This window comes from Mesorhizobium sp. M0815 (assembly GCF_040319995.1).
In the GTDB taxonomy this organism is placed as follows: Bacteria; Pseudomonadota; Alphaproteobacteria; order Rhizobiales; family Rhizobiaceae; genus Mesorhizobium.
Genome location: NZ_JAMYOU010000021.1, coordinates 61135 through 75839, shown reverse-complemented (window position 1 = coordinate 75839; position 14705 = coordinate 61135). Strand labels below are relative to the sequence as shown.

The 14705-nt window shown below is 61.4% G+C and carries 13 protein-coding genes; 9 read left to right on the top strand and 4 right to left on the bottom strand.

Annotated features, from left to right (window positions below; all coding sequences use genetic code 11):
* Window positions 1-32 precede the first annotated feature (32 nt).
* The 3 genes from nirD to NKI01_RS22115 all read left to right on the top strand — a co-directional run bounded on the left by nirD (window position 33) and on the right by NKI01_RS22115 (window position 3787).
* Complete coding sequence (gene nirD, locus NKI01_RS22125) at window positions 33-362, top strand: nitrite reductase small subunit NirD (RefSeq protein WP_352483963.1); 330 nt, start codon at window positions 33-35, stop codon at window positions 360-362.
* 3 nt (window positions 363-365) lie between these two features.
* The gene (locus NKI01_RS22120; protein ID WP_352964605.1) at window positions 366-3197 is read left to right on the top strand and encodes a nitrate reductase; all 2832 of its coding nucleotides are present in this window, start codon (window positions 366-368) and stop codon (window positions 3195-3197) included.
* 104 nt (window positions 3198-3301) lie between these two features.
* The gene (locus NKI01_RS22115) at window positions 3302-3787 is read left to right on the top strand and encodes a hypothetical protein (protein ID WP_023717999.1); all 486 of its coding nucleotides are present in this window, start codon (window positions 3302-3304) and stop codon (window positions 3785-3787) included.
* 27 nt (window positions 3788-3814) lie between these two features.
* Here NKI01_RS22115 and NKI01_RS22110 read toward each other — a convergent pair whose 3' ends face one another.
* Window positions 3815-4846 carry a hydroxyacid dehydrogenase gene (locus NKI01_RS22110; protein WP_352964602.1) on the bottom strand — a complete coding sequence of 344 codons (1032 nt, stop codon included), beginning with the start codon at window positions 4844-4846 and terminating at the stop codon, window positions 3815-3817.
* 177 nt (window positions 4847-5023) lie between these two features.
* Between NKI01_RS22110 and NKI01_RS22105 the strand changes: the two genes are divergently transcribed.
* Window positions 5024-6460 (top strand): aldehyde dehydrogenase family protein, encoded by a 1437-nt coding sequence (locus NKI01_RS22105; protein ID WP_352964614.1) that lies wholly within the window; start codon window positions 5024-5026, stop codon window positions 6458-6460.
* A 46-nt stretch (window positions 6461-6506) separates the two neighbouring features.
* Complete coding sequence (locus NKI01_RS22100) at window positions 6507-7088, top strand: DUF1349 domain-containing protein (protein ID WP_352495740.1); 582 nt, start codon at window positions 6507-6509, stop codon at window positions 7086-7088.
* 40 nt (window positions 7089-7128) lie between these two features.
* Here NKI01_RS22100 and NKI01_RS22095 read toward each other — a convergent pair whose 3' ends face one another.
* The gene (locus NKI01_RS22095; RefSeq protein WP_352483967.1) at window positions 7129-7881 is read right to left on the bottom strand and encodes an SDR family NAD(P)-dependent oxidoreductase; all 753 of its coding nucleotides are present in this window, start codon (window positions 7879-7881) and stop codon (window positions 7129-7131) included.
* A gap of 331 nt (window positions 7882-8212) precedes the next feature.
* Between NKI01_RS22095 and NKI01_RS22090 the strand changes: the two genes are divergently transcribed.
* Window positions 8213-9484, top strand: a complete 1272-nt coding sequence (locus NKI01_RS22090) for an O-antigen ligase family protein (RefSeq protein WP_352790656.1) — start codon at window positions 8213-8215, stop codon at window positions 9482-9484.
* Window positions 9485-9608: 124 nt separating this feature from the next.
* On the opposite strand, the gene NKI01_RS22085 is transcribed toward NKI01_RS22090, so the two are convergent.
* Window positions 9609-10850: a polysaccharide biosynthesis/export family protein gene (locus NKI01_RS22085; protein ID WP_156948041.1), complete on the bottom strand. Its 1242-nt coding sequence runs from the start codon at window positions 10848-10850 to the stop codon at window positions 9609-9611.
* Window positions 10851-11011: 161 nt separating this feature from the next.
* Entirely contained in the window at window positions 11012-11689 is a 678-nt protein-coding gene (locus tag NKI01_RS22080) for a sugar transferase (protein WP_023717993.1), read from the bottom strand.
* 605 nt (window positions 11690-12294) lie between these two features.
* Here NKI01_RS22080 and NKI01_RS22075 point away from each other — a divergent pair.
* The 3 genes from NKI01_RS22075 to NKI01_RS22065 all read left to right on the top strand — a co-directional run bounded on the left by NKI01_RS22075 (window position 12295) and on the right by NKI01_RS22065 (window position 14646).
* Window positions 12295-12567 (top strand): exopolysaccharide production repressor protein, encoded by a 273-nt coding sequence (locus NKI01_RS22075; protein ID WP_023717992.1) that lies wholly within the window; start codon window positions 12295-12297, stop codon window positions 12565-12567.
* Between the two features lie 398 nt (window positions 12568-12965).
* Window positions 12966-13988, top strand: a complete 1023-nt coding sequence (locus tag NKI01_RS22070) for a glycosyltransferase family 2 protein (protein WP_352483969.1) — start codon at window positions 12966-12968, stop codon at window positions 13986-13988.
* 256 nt (window positions 13989-14244) lie between these two features.
* Window positions 14245-14646, top strand: a complete 402-nt coding sequence (locus tag NKI01_RS22065; RefSeq protein WP_023717989.1) for a hypothetical protein — start codon at window positions 14245-14247, stop codon at window positions 14644-14646.
* Window positions 14647-14705: the final 59 nt, after the last annotated feature.

Below are 14705 nucleotides of genomic sequence, written 5' to 3'. Positions count from 1 at the left end.
GACAAGAACACGCGCAAAAGAGGAATAGCCACATGAATTGGGTATCCATCGGTACGCTCTCGGACATTCCGCGTCGCGGTGCGCGCTGCGTCGCCACACCCGAAGGAAAGATCGCCGTCTTTCGCACGGCCGACGATCAAGTCTTCGCCATCGACGACCATTGCCCGCACAAGGGTGGGCCACTCAGCCAGGGCATCGTCCATGGCACGGCGGTGACCTGTCCTTTGCACAATTGGGTGATCTCGCTCGAGACAGGCAAGGCGCTCGGCGCCGACGAGGGCGTGGTGCGCACCATTCCGGTGCGGATCGACGGCGAGCGGCTGTTCATTGCGCTGGAAGCGCTGGCCAGCCGCGCGGCGTGAACCATGCAGATTGATGAAGCGCGCGAGGTGAGGACCACCTGCCCCTACTGCGGGGTGGGTTGCGGCGTGCTGGCGAAGGTCGCCGCGGACGGTGAAATAACCGTTCGTGGCGACCCGGACCACCCGGCGAATTTCGGCCGCCTCTGCTCCAAAGGCTCCGCACTGGCCGAGACCATCGATCTCGACGGCAGGCTGCTTCATCCGGAAATCCACGGTCGCCGTACCGACTGGGACCAAGCGCTCAATCTAGTCGCTTCGACCTTCTCGCAAACCATTGCCGAACACGGCCCCGATTCGGTCGCCTTTTATGTTTCCGGCCAGTTGCTGACCGAGGACTACTACGTCGCCAACAAGCTGATGAAGGGGTTTGTCGGCTCGGCCAATATCGACACCAATTCGCGCCTGTGCATGGCCTCGTCGGTCGCCGGCCACCGCCGCGCCTTTGGCTCGGACACGGTTCCGGGAAATTACGAGGATCTGGAACTTGCCGACCTGATCGTGCTGGTCGGCTCCAATCTCGCCTGGTGTCATCCGGTGCTCTACCAGCGCATTGCCGCTGCCCGGGAAAAGCGGCCCGAGATGAAGGTGGTGCTGATCGACCCACGCCGCACCATGACATCGGATATCGCTGACATGCATCTGGCGATCGCCCCCGATGGCGACGTCGCTTTGTTCACAGGGCTGCTTGCCTATCTCGGCCAGCACAACGCGCTGGACCGTACCTACATCACGGCGCACACGACCGGATTCGGGCAAGCCCTTTTCGCTGCCTCGGCGCTCGACCTTGCCGGCATCGCGGGTGCCACGGGTCTCAGTGAGGACGAACTGTCCCGCTTCTACAGCCTGTTTGCCGCGACGGCGAAGACGGTGACCGTCTACAGCCAGGGCGTGAACCAGTCGTCTTCGGGCACCGACAAGGTCAACGCCATCATCAACTGCCATCTCGCCACCGGCCGCATCGGCAAGCCCGGCGCCGGGCCGTTTTCGGTGACCGGCCAACCCAATGCCATGGGCGGCCGCGAGGTCGGCGGCATGGCCAACATGCTGGCCGCCCATATGGAGATCGAGAACCCCGAGCACCGCAACCGCGTGCAGCGTTTCTGGAATGCTCCAGCCGTCGCTAAAAAACCCGGCCTGAAAGCGGTCGAGATGTTCCAAGCGGTGGCCGACGGACGCATCAAGGCGCTGTGGATCATGGCGACCAATCCGGTCGATTCGATGCCGGACGCCGATGCCATCGAGGCGGCGATCAAGGCTTGCCCGTTTGTCGTTGTCTCGGACGTGCTGGGCGAGACCGACACGGTCCGCCATGCTCAGGTCCGGCTGCCGGCGGCGGCATGGGGCGAGAAGGACGGCACCGTCACCAATTCGGAGCGCCGCATCTCGCGCCAGCGGGCTTTTTTGGCCACGCCCGGCGAGGCAAGGCCAGATTGGTGGATTATCGCTGAAGTCGCCAGGCGGATGGGGTTTGCCGAAGCTTTTTCGCATGTGTCGGCGGCCGACATCTTCGCCGAGCATGCGGCTTTGTCGGGTTTCGAGAATGACGGCGCGCGCGATTTTGATATAGGCGCGTATGGCGCGATTGATTCAGGGACCTTTGAGAAATTGGCGCCATTCCAATGGCCAGCGCCGAGCCAAGGCACCCCCCTCTGGCCTGCCGGCCATCTCCCCCTCAAGGGGGGAGATTGGATGTCGCCACCGGTTTCGCCAATCGTTACCATTGCTGAAAAGGCGGTGCCGGCAAAACTGCCAATCTCCCCCCCTGAGGGGGAGATGGCCGGCAGGCCAGAGGGGGGTGCGTGGCGCCAGCCGGAGGACAAAAGCACCCGCTTCTTTGCCAACGGCAATTTCTACACACCCGACGGCAAGGCACGCTTTATTGCCATCCGCCCAACCGCCCAAACCCGCACCAGCCTGGACTACCCGTTGGTGCTCAACACCGGGCGCGTGCGCGACCACTGGCACACCATGACGCGAACCGGCAAGAGCCCGCGCCTGTCGCAGCACATGGCCGAGCCTTTCGTCGAAATTCACCCGGCTGATGCGCAGCACTACGGCATCGGCGATGCCGATATTGTGCGCGTCTCGACAGCTTATGGCGAGGTCGTGGTCCGCGCGCTGGTGACAGGGCGCCAACGCCAAGGCTCTGTGTTCGTGCCGATGCACTGGACCGATCAGTTTTCCGCGCGCGCGCGCGTCGATGCCCTGGTCGCGCCGACGACTGATGCGATTTCAGGCCAGCCGGCTTCAAAGAACGTTGCCGCCCGAATCGAGCGGTTCGCCGCCACGGCCTTCGGCTTCGCGGTGCTTGCGGAACGGCCCGCATCCATCGACGCCGATTATTGGAGCCTCGCCCGCTGCCCCGCCGGCTGGCGCCTTGAAATTGCGCTGCAGGACAGCCGCGACTGGACCGGGTTTGCCGCCGCGCTGTTCGGCCCGGAAGGCGAGGCGCTCGCCTATCACGACATCGCCGGCGGGCACCATCGCTTCGCCCGTTTCGCGGGCGGTCGGCTGGTCGGCGCGCTCTATCTTGCGCCTACCCCGGTAGCGGTGTCGCGCGGCTGGGCGGCCGAACAACTGGGTGCCGACCATGCCGATCGGCAGGCGCGGCTGGCGATCGTCGCCGGCAGGCCTGGCGGCAAGAGCGTCGACCGCGGCGCCATCGTCTGCGCCTGTTTCGGGGTCGGTGCCAACCAGATCGCGGAAGCGGTGCGCGGCGGCTGCACCAGCGTCGCGGCAATCGGCGCCGCCCTTCACGCCGGCACCAATTGCGGCTCCTGCCGCGCCGAGATCAAGACCATTATCGACGGGCGGCGTCTGCAAGCTGCAGAGTGAATGCGCCGAGGAACTCTGCCGCGCCGCTGCATGATGCTTACTAGCAATTTACAAACCATAGGCTACCACCGTTCTGACTTCGATTCGTTCGGAACGGGAGCCCCATGAGTAAAGCCCTGACCTCATTCGCGCTTGCGGCCGTGCTGACGGCTTTGCTGATGGCGCTCAGCCTGGCGGTGGCCAGGCATGGCTATCCCTATGGCGCGATCGGCGCCAAGCGCTTGAGTGACGTCGCCGATGCAGGGGCATTCATTCCGCTCGCGGCGGTCTACTTCCTCAGCGCACTGCTGATGATGGTTCTGCCGATCAGGCTCGCCGGCATCGTCCTGACGCATGCCGCCGATGCAATCTTCTGGACGGTCATCGTGTTGTTCGCGGTCATCGTTGGATGTCTCGCCGCCAGATTTGCTTTCGGTCAGCACGATGTGCTCTCGGCACTGCTGAACTGGCGGTTCCTGTTTGTCGCAGCCATCGTCGGATGCCATCTCTTCATCAACGAACTGCGGCGCAACATCCTGTTGAGAAGCCTGTTCTTCGTCGTCTTCGCCGCTGCGACACTGGCCTGCCTGTTTTGGTCCTTCACGATCTGAGCATGTGCGACCGTCGGGACAGACGGCTTAATTCTTGTCGACCGGCTTTGAGCGCATTCGCGAAACGGTCTCACGCTCGGCCCGATTCGAACGCATCGGCGGCAGGCCGCGGTCGACCAGGTCCATGTCTTCCAGCACCATGTCGCCCATCCGCTTGAAAGCGATGTCGAGTGCGCCGGCCCGGTGGGCGGAGCGCAGGAACCCCGGCAATGTGCGGACCGGGTGATCTTGGGCCAGCGGCTCCTCAGGAAAAACATCACTGGCGGCGACGATGTGGCCGCTGCGGACAGCATCCATCAGTGCCGGAAAATCGACCACGCCAGCCCGGCTGAGTAGGATGAAAGCGGATCCCTCGCGCATCCTGGCAAAGGCTTCGGCGCCGAGGAAACCCTGGTTTTCGCTGGTCACCGAAGTGACGACGAAGACGAAATCGCTGCTCGACAGGACTTCATCGAGCGAGGCCGGCTCAACGCCGTTCTCGATCAGGATCGACGGCGGCAGCCACGGGTCGAAGACTTTTGTCCGCGTGCGAAAACCCGTCAAAAGCCGGTTGAGCGCGCGGCCGAGATCGCCGAAGCCGATGATGCCGACATCCGCGCCGGAAAGAAGCCGCGCCGTCCGGTTGCCGTCGCCGCCCCACAATTCCTTGCCTTGACGAAAAGCGAGGTCGGCATCGACGATGTCGCGGGCAAGGTTGAGCGCCATGGCAAGGCCGAGCTCGGCCACCGGTTCGGCAAAGACCAGCCCAGTGGTGACGACATGGATGCCGCGCGAAAACAGCGTCTCATATGGCATGTTGTTGATGAGGTTGCTCTCGACATTGAAGATGCAGCGCAGCGCCTTCATTTTTTCCAGTGTCTCTGGCGCGATCGGCGGCTGGCCGACAATGTAGCGCGCCTCGCCAAGGGTATCGGCCGGCAGCGCCGCGACACCTTCGGGCGATGTTTCGACGATGCGGTATTTCGACCGAAATTTCGTCAGCGCAGCCGGCGTGAAGATCAGGTCGAGCGTGCGTGGATGGGGTGCGCTGATCACCAGCGGCAACGCGTTGTCGGACATGATACTTTTCCTCCCGTGCGATCCACGACGCACCATACTGGAATCATCTTTTCCAGCCCGACCCCTATCACATGCCTGTCGAGGAGGAGAAGTTTGCCCGCCTTTCGGCCTTGCGGTGTGGCGGTCGGTGGTCCAGATAGACGGCGATCGAAGGACGACAAGGAAGACAGCGACATGATCCCGTTTCGAAAGAACCTCATCGATGGCGAGTGGGTGGGCGATGCCGGCTCCCGCAATATCAACCCGTCCAATCTCGACGACGTGGTCGGCGAATATGCATCGGGAGGCGCCGAGCACGCCCGGCAGGCCATCGCGGCGGCGAAGGCGGCATTTCCGGCATGGTCCCGATCGGGCCTGCTGGCACGCCATGCGGTGCTGAGGAAGGCGTCGGACGAGATCACCGCGCGGAAAGATGAAATCGGCCGGGCGTTGGCGCGCGAGGAAGGCAAGACGCTGGTCGAGGGCACCGGCGAGACTGTCCGCGCCGCCCAGATATTCGACTTCTTCGCCGGCGAGACGCTGCGCCTGTCGGGCGAGCTGGTGCCCAGCGTGCGGCCCGGCGTCGGTGTCGAGATCACCCGGGAGGCGGTCGGCGTGGTCGGCATCATCACGCCTTGGAATTTCCCGATCGCCATTCCGGCGTGGAAAATCGCTCCGGCGCTGGCCTACGGCAACACCATCGTCTTCAAGCCGGCGGAACTCGTTCCGGAGAGCGCCTGGACCATTGTCGACATCCTGCATCGCGCCGGCCTGCCGAAGGGCGTGCTCAACCTGGTCATGGGCAAAGGTTCGGTGGTCGGCCAGGCCATGCTCGACAGCCCTGACCTCAACGCCATCACCTTCACCGGCTCGGTCGGCACCGGCAAGCGCGTCGCCGCTGCCAGCGTCGAGCACATGCGCAAGTTCCAGCTCGAAATGGGCGGCAAGAACCCGCTTGTCGTGCTCGATGATGCCGACCTTGCCGTCGCCGTCGATTGCGCCATCAACGGTGCCTACTTCTCGACCGGCCAGCGCTGCACGGCGTCGTCCCGCCTGGTGGTGACGGACGGCATCCATGACCGCTTCGTCGAGGCGATGAAAGATCGCCTGGGCAAGCTGGTCATCGGCGACGCTCTCGATGCCAAGACCCAGATCGGGCCGGTGGTCGACCAGAGCCAGCTCAAACAGGACGAGGACTATATCGCCATCGGACGTCAGGAAGGTGCCGATCTCGCTTTCGGCGGTGGGCGGCTCGATCGCGAAACCCGCGGCTTCTATTTGCAACCGGCGCTGTTCACCGAAACCACCAACGCCATGCGCATTTCCCGTGAGGAGATTTTCGGACCTGTCGCCAACGTCATCCGCGTCAAGGACTACGACGAGGCGCTGGCGGTGGCCAACGACACGCCGTTCGGGCTGACGTCCGGCATCTGCACCTCGAGCCTCAAGCATGCCACGCATTTCAAGCGCAATTCGGAAGCCGGCATGGTCATGGTCAACCTGCCGACGGCGGGCGTCGACTTCCACGTGCCTTTCGGCGGGCGCAAGGGGTCGAGCTATGGCCCACGCGAGCAGGGCCGCTACGCCGCGGAATTCTACACCACCGTGAAGACCGCCTATACATTCGCTGGCTGATCACGGCGGCACTCATCCGGGACCAGCCAGGCAGGCGAGCAAATCGATGGCATCTGAAAATACGGACCTGACCTGGCTCAATCCGCCGCCGCACCACGAGTTCGGCGACAATACGGTGCATGTGCGGACCGGCAAGGAGACCGACTTCTGGCGAGAGACGTTCTACGGCTTCTGGCGTGACAATGGCCATTTCCTCTATCGTGAGGTCGAGGGCGATTTCAGCGCCGAAGTCACGGTCAAGGGGCACTATGAGGTGCTTTACGACCAAGCCGGGCTTATGGTCCGCCTGAGCGAGACCCATTGGATCAAGGCCGGCATCGAATACACCGACGGGCTGATGTATTTTTCCGTCGTCGTCACCAACGATGCCTCCGACTGGTCGCTGGCCAATATTCCGGCCGACCCGGACGGCGTCAGGATCCGCTTGACGCGTCATGCCGAGACGATCCGTGTCCAGTATCTGGACGCGTCCGACAAGCATTGGAAGCCGGTGCGGCTTGCCTATTTCCCACCCTCGAAAACGGTCGATGTCGGCATGATGTGCTGTTCGCCGCAGCGCGAGGGCTTCGAGGTCACATTCAGCGACTTTTCGATCGGCCCGCCGATCTCGCGGCAGCTCCACGACTGAGGCGCCGCGATCCGGTCGGGCGGTTTGCGTCCGGCCGGCCTCAGTAGGTCGCCCGGCCGCCGGAGACGTCGAAGACGGCCGCCGTCGTGAACGAGCATTCCTCGGACGCGATCCAGCAAATCAGCGCCGCCACCTCCTCGACCTCGCCGAACCGCGCCATTGGTATTTTGGACAGCATGAAGTCGATGTGCTGCTGGCTCATCTGCTGGAAGATCGCGGTGCGCACGGCCGCCGGCGTGACGCAGTTCACCGTTACCCTGGTCTTGGCCAGTTCCTTGCCAAGCGATTTGGTCATGCCGATCACCGCGGCCTTGGAGGTGCTGTAGGCCGAGGCGTTCGGGTTACCTTCCTTGCCGGCAATCGAGGCGATGTTGACGATCCTGCCGTAATTGCGTTCGAGCATATGCGGGACCAGCGCTTTGTTGCAGAAGAAGACGCCGTTGATGTTGATGTCGATGACCCGGCGCCAATCCTCTACGGAATACTCCCAGGTCGTCATGTTCGGTCCGGTGATGGCAGCGCTGGTGACAAGGACATCGACTGCGCCAATCGCTTCGATCGTCTCTCGGGCGGCGGCTTCGACCGCTATGGGGTCGGCGACGTCTAAGGTGACGCTGTGCAGGCCTGGAACAATGGCCTTGGCCTGCTCGATCTGGGCGGCATCGCGATCCCAGACCGAAACACGCCCGCCTTCCTTAGTGATCCTTTGCGCGACGGCAAGGCCGATGCCTGAGGCGCCGCCGGTGATAACAGCAGATCGTCCGGCAAATCGTCCCGCGAAACTCATCGGCATGTGGTCTTCCTCCCAATCGGCGGCGAATGTGAAGTCAACGGCGGACAAGTTCAAGCGCGGACTTGCAGCCTCCGAACAGCTTCGTGATGGGCCAGCACCAGGCAATTGAACGGCACTGCCTCCTGGCCAAATCGTCTCGTCCGGCATGGGAGAACTGCAGGAACGACTTCGCCCAGTTTGTTCATCCAGGTGACATGCGGCGCCGGATGCGCTATATTGCACTGCACAATGCGAGCGCCTGCAGGCGAGGCTCCCATCGATCCAATGAATCGACCCATGAGCGGCCCATGAAATCGGCATTGAGCTGCAAGGGCGGAAAACCGATACCGAGATGAAGATTCCAAAATCTCTGTTGATCGATCCGGACAAGAACACGGTCTATGGCAGCTTTGCCGTTGCCGTCTCGATCTGGGCGTTCTCCTACTCGACCATTTTCGGCCAGGCCATGATCCTGGCCTATTATGCAGTCTGGCTGCCGCTCATCCTGGTCGACTACCGGAAAATATTAAGGCACGCTTCCAGCGCCTGGCTTCCGCTGGCGTTTGCAGCCTATGTCTGCTTCTCGGTGTTCTGGTCGGCAGCTCCCGGCACCACGGCAAGGACGGCCGTGCAATATTGTTCCCATATCGCATGCGCCTACATTGCCGCGCGCACGGTCAGCGTCCGGACCTTGACCATAGGCGCCCTAATAGGGATTTTCGTCGTCCTGCTCTACTCGCTCAAGGTCGCGAGTTATTCCTACGACGTTCTCGACGGGACATACAATTTCGTCGGCGCTTTCAGCTCCAAGAACCAGATCGGCTTTGTCGCATCGCTTGGCATCTATTTCTGCGTTGTCTACCTGGCCTTTCTCAGGCGCGGCCGCATAGGTTTTTTGTTGATTGTACCAATCGTCCTTCTGTCGGGCTATCTGCTGGTCGTGTCGCATTCGGCCACTTCGATGGCATCGACCCCGGCGGTTCTCGCCCTGGTCGCGCTGCTTTCCATGGGCAAGCTGCTTTCGCTCCGCCATCGCCGGGTTATTTTCGTGATCGGTGCAGGCGGGCTGGTCGCCTGCACCGTGATTGCGCTGAATCTCGGGCTAATGGACTTTGTCCTTGGCCTCTTCGGCAAGGATTCGACGCTCACCGGACGAACCTACCTCTGGCAGCAGGGCTGGAATGCCGCGCAGCAATCGCCCATCCTCGGCGTCGGCTACGCGGCGTATTGGGTGCAGGGCTTCTCCGAGGCCGAGCGGCTGTGGAATGAATTCTACATCGCCGCCCGAAGCGGCTTCCACTTCCACAACACCTACATCGAGACCTTGGTGGAACTCGGCTTCGTCGGAGCGACACTGCTGTCGCTGATCATCCTGCGCACGCTCTGGGGGCACGTCTCGGCGCTGATATTCAGGACATGGCAAGCCGAGTCTGTGATTCTCGCAGGCGTCATGGTGCTTTTGTTCATCCGCTCCTTCGTCGAGGTCGAGACCCTCAATCCCTACATCATGGGATCGTTCCTGCTGTATTACAGCTACTTCAAGCTGGTGAAGGTGCCGTCCGTCGCCCGTTCCCGGTGGAGCGCCGCGAACCATCTCGAGGAACCGGACGCCGTGCGAGGCTAGAGCGGGCCGATCCGGGCTGTTCGTCGCCCAAAGGCCGCCTTGTTTTCTGATCCATAAAATACGAAGCCCAAAACCCCGCAGGCCGCCGCCTGCGAGGTGGGTGCTTCGCTCCGGTGGAAAGAAGCTACTGGATGGCCAGGGGCGCCGGTTTGACCTTGATCACGTCCCCGGGCAGCACCGGCGTGTCTTCGTCGGCGGTGATTTCGCTGGTCTTGCCGTCGACCACCCGCACCAGGGAAAACGACATGGCGGCTGGTTCGTTGTTGCCATAGAATTGCGGCATGGGGTTGCCCGACAGGGCTTCGGTCATCAAGCCTTTTTCCATATTCAGCTTCAGCGTCGCTTCGTTGAGGTCGGCTTCCGTCTGTTGCCGGTCGGTCGCGAGGGTGGAGTTCTGGGTGTTCTCCAGATCGATAGCGTCCTGAGTGGCCTTGCTGATCGACTGCTTGGCCGTGAGAATCGCCGTTTCGTAATCCAGTATCTGGCCTTCGAGGTCGGCGATGGTTTGCTGGGAATTCAAAACCCGGGTGTTGACGACCAGGCCTTTTTGCGCCAGCGAGCCGATACCGTTGAGCTGCTCCTTCGCCAGATCGACCTGCTTCTGCTGGTTGACGATCTTTTTCTGCAGCGAATCGATCTCGCTCTGCAGCAGCGCCTTCAAGTCGTCGAGCGCCTGCAAGCGTAGGTTGAGTTTCTTCTGGTCGGCCGCCAGGATCGCCGTCTCATCGGCAACGATGCTGGGCAGCTTCGGATCGTCGGCCACTTCTTTCGGCACTTCGAATGACGGTTTGTTCGCCAGTTCCGCTTCGATGCGGGCGCGCTTGACGATCAGCCTGACCTGTTGGTCTTGAAGTACGTCGAAATTGCCCTTGGCATTGATCAGGTCGCGGTCGTAGCGCTGCCCGCTCTCCGAGTTCCGCCGCGTTCCGCCGGCAATGCTCATCGCTTTCAGCACCGTCAGCCCAGGCACGCAAGGATACTGTCCGGGCGATTGCACCTCGCCAGAAATATAGAACGGCCGGTACTGCGCCATTTCGACGGAAGCCTCGGGCTTGTCAGCCAGGGCGAGCTTACGCTGTAGCGCCTCGCCGAGCGATGCCGCGATCTCCGAGGTCGTCTTGCCGGATGCGGGCATCTCGCCGACGAACGGCACCGACAAGGTTCCTGCCGGCCCGACCGTGTATTCTCCATTGATGGCCGACCAGTCACGGAACGTGCCTTCGACGGTCTGCCATTCCGCTACGCGGATGGTTAGCTTGTCTTGTGCTCCAAGCCGATAGTCATCGGCGAAGGCAAACTGCGGCAGGGCCAGCGACAGGCCGGTCGCCAGCGTGAGGCAAGTCGTCAAAAGTCGTACTCGCCGCATGCGTCTGGAGAGAATGCCGGTGCAAAAGATATCGATTATATCTGCTTTCAACTGAGCGTTTCCGATCTGGTTTGCCCCGCCCGATGCCTGAGTCCCGGGGCCTGAGTTCCGGGCTCGAATTCTGGACAGTCGCTCCTCGATGCACGGCCAGCAAGCGGCCGTCAGTAGCAGCCTCGCGACATCCAGACCGCAGGTACGGTCTTGATGATGATGCGAATGTCTTCGAACATCGACCAGTTCTCGACATAGTGTCGATCGAACGCGACGCGGCTGTCGTAGGAAACATCGTTGCGTCCGCTAACCTGCCAGAGCCCGGTCAGGCCGGGGCGCGATTTCAGGTAATAGACGGCCGAATTGCCATAGATCTCCAACTCATCGCGTACCACGGGACGAGGCCCAACCAGGCTCATATCCCCCTGCAGGATGTTGATGATCTGCGGCAACTCATCGAGGCTGAGCTTCCTCAGCACCGCTCCGACGCGCGTGATCCGCGGGTCGTTCTTCAACTTGCGGGTCGCTATCCATTCGGCGTTGGCCTCCGGATTCGCGGCGAGATAGGCAGCAAGCACCCGCTCGCCGTCTGGAACCATAGTGCGGAACTTGAGGCACGGAAAAATCCGTCCTCCGCGGCCGATCCGGCTATGACCATAGAAAATCGGCCCGCCATCGGAAAACCTGACAAGCAGCGCTATCATCACGAACAGCGGGCTGAGAGCGACCAGGCCGATCAGCGAACCGGCAATATCGAAGCTGCGTTTGAGCAGGCCGCCGATCGGCGGCGGAAAATCGACGCCGGCCTGCGAAAAATCCGCGTCGGCCGGCTTGGCTACGTCCCTCATGCGTAAACTCCATACGTTGAACGGATGGTTTAGCGCACGATACCAAAAAAATGTTGCAGCGCAACACACAATTTCTCAGCCGGCTGTAATAGTCGCGTCATGAACTGACTAAATAATGAACTCGTCCTGCACAAAATTTTGCCTTTATGTCGCAAAGGGGACAGATTATGGGCAATTTTGGAAAATCTAGTCCAATTTTGGGGCTGATTTTGGGCGAATCGCTCTTTATACCCGGTTATGGAGCTTTGCCGTCATTTAGAAGTTCAAAATATCGACTGATGTTATGATAAGATACTGGTCAATATTATAAATCTTACTGGAGCGAGTCGATATCCGTCAATCAGTGGTGATGCCGACGTGTGCATTGCACCATGGCAGAGGCGATCCTGAGGATTCGCTTAAAATTATTCCGTAGCTGCCCTTGCCGCCTATTGCTCGCCTCAATAGAGTTGCAAATTGTTTCTGTCGGAGTATGGACAGATTGGGCAAGGCCGGAAGCAACCGGCCAGAAGCGGGCAACCTAAACAAGCTCGCAGAGTTTAAGGGAGGTGCTCGGGGTGGGCTTGTCGACATTTTTTCCCGAGCCGGTTGATGGGCTATCGGGTATGTCACTGCCAAAGTTCATTATCGGAATGTGTTTTGCGCTGGCGATCGTGGTCGTCTGGTCCTATTTGGGCGGCGCCTCGCTCGGCACGACGCTTTTTCGCGTCATCGGCTGCGCCATAGTCATCCAACTCGGTTATTTTCTGCTGGTCTTTGCCATGGTCGCAAGAAATGCCCCGACCTCGGCCGACAAAATTCGCGACGCAGAACGAAAGCTGAGTTCGAACGAAGCGGCCGAAGGCGAGAAATTAAGCGCCAGGAGAGGCCTTCACTGATTTCGGGCGTTGGCCTCCAGCAACACGCCGCAAGTCGGCATCCCGTTTCTTCAATTCCTCGATGCTCCCGGCCTCCACCAAGCGGCCGCTCTCCATCGCCACGACCTACTCGGCAGTGACTGGTTGGCCAACTGAGCGCGCCAGTGGCTTGATCCGGGCCGTGCAGGAGCGGCTCTGCCAAGCGGCGCCTTTCGGGAGCTATCCCGATTGCGGCTCGCCGCCTGCCCAGCCGCGTCATGACACCCAGCCAAATGAAAAACTGGACGGCGCCGATGATTTTGGCGATGCTTGCTTCGCACTTGCAGCATAGGCATTTGGGCCGATGCATGTCAGACGGGCGGTGAGGCATTGAGCGGGGAGGGCGAGGAAATCCGCAACGATTTCTGCAATCGAGAGGCATGTCCATGACATCATCCCAAGTCTGCGTGATCATCGCTGCCCGTAACGCGGCGCGGACAATCCCGGCTGCCATTGCATCGGCATTGCGCGAGCCGGAGGTTGCGGAAGTCGTCGTCGTCGACGACGCGTCCACCGACGATACCGCGAAAGTCGCCCATGCAGCCGACGACGGCACGGGCCGCCTTTCCGTCATCCGCTTCGACGTCAATCGCGGCCCCTCCTTTGCCCGCAACGCCGCGATAGCCGGTTCCAGGTCGCCGTTCATCAGCATCCTGGACGCTGATGATTTCTTTTTCGAAGGCAGGTTTCACAGACTGTTCGCCAGCACCGATTGGGATTTCGCGGCAGACAACATCATGCTTGTCAGGGATGACGCGGCAACCGACGTCTCGAAAATCGTCGCTCCACCGTTTTCGCCCGAGCCGGAATTCCTCGATTTCGAGGGTTTCATCGACGCCAACATCTCCAGGCGCCGTGTGCAACGAGGGGAACTGGGCTTCCTCAAACCCGTGATCAGCCGCGCCTTCCTCGATCGGCATGAGCTGCGCTACGACGAGAAGCTGCGCCTTGGCGAAGACTATGAACTCTATGCGCGCGCGGTTGCGCATGGCGCGCGCTTCAAGGTCATCAAATCCTGTGGCTACGGCGCGATCGTGCGCGCCGATTCGCTGAGCGGACGGCACAACACCCAGGATCTGAAGCATCTGGCCGATGCCGACCTGGCACTGCTTGCGATCGACAGTTTGCCGGAGGCATCGAAGGCTGCGCTGAGAAGGCACGAGCGGCACATTCGCGACAAATACCGGTTGCGGAAGTTCTTAGACGTGAAGACTGAGCGCGGGCTGGCGCCGGCTGTGGCCTATGCCTTGGCCGGCTCGTCCAACCTCACGGCCGTCGTCCGCGGCGTTGCCTCCGACAAGCTGGATGCGCTGTTTCGCCGCGCTGGCTTCGCCGCTAAGCGTCAGCATGTGCCGCCGCTGCGCTTCCTCATGGCCGGAACCAGCACAGCCGGCGAAAGCTAGGCTCGTCAACGTGGCGATCGCCTTACCTCGGTCGGCTCGCACCATTTCGACGCGATTTATGAGTTTACGATCTAGGTGGTTGCCTATGCGCGCGGGGAATGGCAATCTATGTTGCGGTGCAGCAATTTTGGACGGCCAACCGAACTGGCCCGAGACATCCCCTGTCAGAGGAGCTGGACGATGCGAGAAATGTCTTTTGAACGTGGACGGGCGCCAAGGCCGGTCATCATCTCGACGATGATGGGGCGCTGACTGCATGGCCTCGATCTTTCGCTTCCGATCGAGAGATCCGGCGCGCGACACGCAGACCGACACCGCGCGACTCGATCGCTTGGCGAAGCTGCTGGACCAGATCGCGGCCGAGGTCGAGGCGGAGAAGAACGGACTTGAGAACCGCTACAGGACAACGGCCACCAATGCCGCCTTCCTGGTCGAGGCCATGGAAAACGGGGCGGTCTCCTCCCGCAGGTCTTCCGAAGTTGGCGAACTGACCAGGTCGATCCTGAATTGCGAGCGGCGCATCGCTGCGCTCTCGCGCCAGAAGCAGATGATGAAGGATCTCCGTCATTCGCTGGATGAAATCTTCGAGGAGGATCGGCAGAACGGCCCAGACATAAGGACCGATTTTGTGAAACCCGCCGGTCCCGGCACAGGTTGAGCGAATATCCCGGAGTCGGCGCAATGGTTTTGGGCACGCTACACGGAGCCTAGGAGCGA